This window comes from Rubrivirga sp., assembly GCF_049648075.1.
Taxonomy (GTDB): Bacteria; Bacteroidota; Rhodothermia; order Rhodothermales; family Rubricoccaceae; genus Rubrivirga.
Genome location: NZ_JBARYR010000741.1, coordinates 1 through 3,751, shown reverse-complemented (window position 1 = coordinate 3,751; position 3,751 = coordinate 1). Strand labels below are relative to the sequence as shown.

Genomic DNA, 3,751 nt, shown 5'->3' with positions numbered 1-3,751 from the left:
GCGCCGAGCCGGCGCCGCTGGGAGCCCGGTGCTGGAACGGGCGTATGGTGGAGTGATCTCCCCTCGACCGCCACCACTCCCCGGATGTCCAACGCCGCCGAAGTCGACCCAACAGAGCAGCGGGTCCTCGACGCCGCCCTCGACGTGTTCCTCCAGCGCGGGACGGCCGGCGCGCGGACGCAGCAGATCGCGGACGCGGCCGGCGTCAGCAAGTCCGTGCTCCACTACTACTTCCGGACGAAGGAGCGGCTGGCGGACAGGGTGTTCGAGTGGGCCGCGCGGCAGTGGTTCGAGCGCGTGTCGGGGGCGCTCGACGCCGACGTCGGCATCGAGGAGCTGATCCGAACCATGGCGAGGCAGGAGCTCGAGGCCCTCACCGCTCGGCCGACGCTGGGCGGCTACATCCAGTCCGAGATGCATCACGACCCCGAGCGGCGGGTCCAGGCCATCAAGACGTTCACGACGCCCGACCTCGAGGCGCTTCAAGGCCGCCTCGACGCCGCCGCGGAGGCCGGAGAGATCCGCCCGACGCGGGCGCGAGACTTCGTCATCGACCTCAACGCCCTGGCCATCTCGCCCCACTCGGTCCCCTACATCCACCACGCCCTGTTGGGCGTGGACGAGTCCGAGTGGGCGGAGATGATGGAGGGCCGTGTCGAACACGTCGTCGGCTTCATGCTCCGGGCACTGCGCCCGTAGCGGGGGTCTGGCGGACCGCCGAGCCGGCCCCCCCGCGGTCGACTCACGTGCCCGTCTGGGGCGGTCGAGGGCTCCGCCACACGTGGGGCGCCCTCGCTTCCGGGCGCGGCCCCCGGTCAGGCCGGTGGCCGGGGTACACTCTCTGGGACCCCGTCACCCCCGGAGACGCCCCCAGTATCGCTGCCCTCGCCCCCCTGGCCGTCGTGCGGCCGGTCGGCCTTGGGCGCGTGACCGACCTCGGGGACGTTTCCGACAGGGACCCCCGCCTCGTCGTAGCCCTCGCCCACCGTCTCTTCCTCGACCACGGCGTCGGTCTGAGGGCGCAGCTCGGGGTCGGGGTCGTAGTCGACGCCCGAGAAGTCGAGGCGGTAGACCAGGGTGTGCAGGACCGGGACGAGCCCGGGCGTGAGCGCCGACGACACGACGAGGCCGAAGAGCAATGCGACCGCCATCGGAGCGAAGAGCGGGCTCCCGGCGATCCAGAGCGGGATGAGCCCCCCCGCCGTCGTCGCCGCCGTCAAGAGGATGGGGCGAAACCGCTGCTGGGCGGCGTGGAGCAGGGCCTGCTCCGGCGGCAGCCCCCGCCGCTCCTCCGACCCGACGCGGTCCAAGAGCACGACGGCGTTGTTGAGGATGATGCCGACGAGCGCGATGGTGCCCAAGAGGGGCATGAACCCGAACGCGTAGCCCGAGACGAGCATCCCGAGCACGGTCCCGACGAACGCGAACGGCAGGGTCAGCAGGACTACGAGCGGGGGCCGGAGCGCGTTGAACATGATCACGAGCAGGAGCACGATCACGATCCCCGCCAGCGGGCCCCGGGAATTGATCGCGCCCTGGGACTCGGCGCTCTCCTCGACGGTGCCCCCGTAGGCGTAGCTGACGCCGGCCGGCCACGAGGCCGACGCCTCGTCGAGGTAGTCCTGGAGGTCGGCCTGGACCGAGAACGGCGTCACGAACGGCCCCGCCGTGGGCGCGATGTCGGCCTGGACCGTCACGGTGCGCCGGCCGTCGTAGCGCTCGATGTTGCCGGGCTCGTAGACGACGCGGGCCTGGGCGACCTGGCCGAACGGGACGGACTGCCGGGCCTGCTCGCTGTAGAGCTCGAGCCGGTCGAGCGCCTCGGCCCCGGCCAGGGCGTCCGTCGAGCGGAGCACCACGGGGACGAGCTGGTCTCCCTGCTGGAGCGCCGTGAGCGGGACGCCGTCGAGCGCGGTCTGGAGCGACAGCGTGACGTCGGACGTCGCCAGGCCGGCCCTGCGGGCGGCCCGGTGGTCGACCTCGACGTCGAGCGCGGCCTGCCTGGGTCCCCAGTCGGTCCCGACGTTCTCCAAACCGGGGACCTCACGGAGCCGGTCGCGCACGTCCCCCGCCACGCCCTGCAGCCGGGCCGGGTCGTCGCCGGAGATGCGGATCTCGACCGGGTAGGTGATCGGGGGCCCGTTCTGGAGCCTGTTCGGACGCGTGGTCACCTCCGGGTGCGCACGCGCCATGTAGGCGCCGACCCGCTCGAAGAGGCGCTGGTGGGCGTCGGGCGACGACGCCGTCACCAGGAGGTAGGCGTAGTTGAGGTTGGGGGCCTCGGGCGCGAACGCGAGCGTGTAGCGCGGCGGCGGCGAGCCGACGTAGGCCGCCCACTTGATCACGCCCGGCTCGGCGACCTCCGGCGGCTCCCCCATCCGCTCGGCCGGCTCCGACACGGGAGCCATCAGGCTGTCGGCCATGTAGCGCTCGAGGTCGGCCACGACCCGGTCCGTTTCGTCGAGCGAGGTCCCCCACGGGAGCGTGAGCTCGACGTTGAAGACGGAGTAGGACTTCTCGGGGAAGAACTGCTGCGGCACGGCCGTCGCGAACAGGACGTTGGCCACCACGAGCACCGCCACGAAGGCGCCGAGCGAGAGCCACGGTCGCCTCACCATGCCCAGCAGAACGCCGCGGTAGCGCCGGTAGAACGGGGTCTCGAACGGGGCGGCCGGGTCGTCGGCCGGGACGCGCGTCTGGGTCTTCGCCGAGACCCACCCGGCCCTCTCGGCCAGCCGGCGCCAGATCGGGGTCCGGTCGTGGGTCGCTTCGTGGTCCACCTTTAAGAACAGCACGCACAAGAGCGGGATGAGCGTCATCGAGAGCAGCCACGAGACGGCGAGCGAGATCGCGAGCACCTCGAAGAGCGCCGCGACGTACTCCGACGACGCGCCCGGCGCGAGGTAGGTCGGCAGGAGCGCCGCGGCCGTCGATGCCGAAGCGACGAACAAGGGGAAGGCGAGGTCGCCCGCGGCGTCCTGGGCCGCCTCCCGCTTGTCCTTGCCGCCCTCGACGTCGGTCAGCACCTGCTCGGCGACGACGATCGAGTTGTCGACCAACAACCCCAACGCGACGATGAGCGCCGTCAGCGACATTTGGTTGATCGTGATCCCCAGCGCGTGCATGGCGATGAACGAGGCGAACATCGTGATCGGGATCGAGGCCGCGACCACGAGCCCCGTCCGGACGCCGAGCGAGAGCAGGAGCACGCCGATCACGATGAAGACGGCCTGTACCAGGCTCCACACGAACTCCGAGGTCAGGCTATCGACCACGCGTGGCTGGTAGACCACGACATCGAACCCGATGCCGGCCGGGAGCTCGGTCTTCGTCGCCTCGACGGCGTCCAGCACCTCGGGCCCGAACTCGGTGAGCTTGCCTGACGCCTTCATCGAGACGCCGACGGTGACGGCGGCCTCGCCGTTGACGCGGACGCGCTGGCGCCCGGGCTCGGCGTAGCCCTCGCGGACCTCGGCGAGGTCCTGGAGCGCGACGACCTCGCCGGCCGGGAGCCGGAGCGCGGTCTGGCGGACGTCCTCGACGGAGTTGAACACGCCGTCGGTGCGCAGCGCGAGCGTCCGGGTGCCCGACGCGACGTCGCCGCTGCCCGCGACCAGGTTCTGGTTCTGGAGCTGGCCGATGAGGTAGCCCGTCGAGACCCCGAGCGCGGCCAGGCGCGCCGGGTCGTAGTCGACGAAGACCCGCCGCTCCAGAACGCCGTCGATCTGGACGCTCCGGGCGTCGTCGAGGG

General features: G+C 71.9%; 2 protein-coding genes. One reads left to right on the top strand and one right to left on the bottom strand.

Translation table 11 applies throughout. The features are described from left to right. On the top strand, window positions 1-699 hold a 699-nt coding region (locus WBA11_RS19575; protein WP_424522310.1), incomplete at its 5' end, for a TetR/AcrR family transcriptional regulator. Window positions 700-815: 116 nt separating this feature from the next. On the opposite strand, the gene WBA11_RS19570 is transcribed toward WBA11_RS19575, so the two are convergent. Beyond that, window positions 816-3,751: efflux RND transporter permease subunit (locus tag WBA11_RS19570; protein WP_424522309.1), on the bottom strand; the 2,936-nt coding region annotated here is incomplete at its 5' end.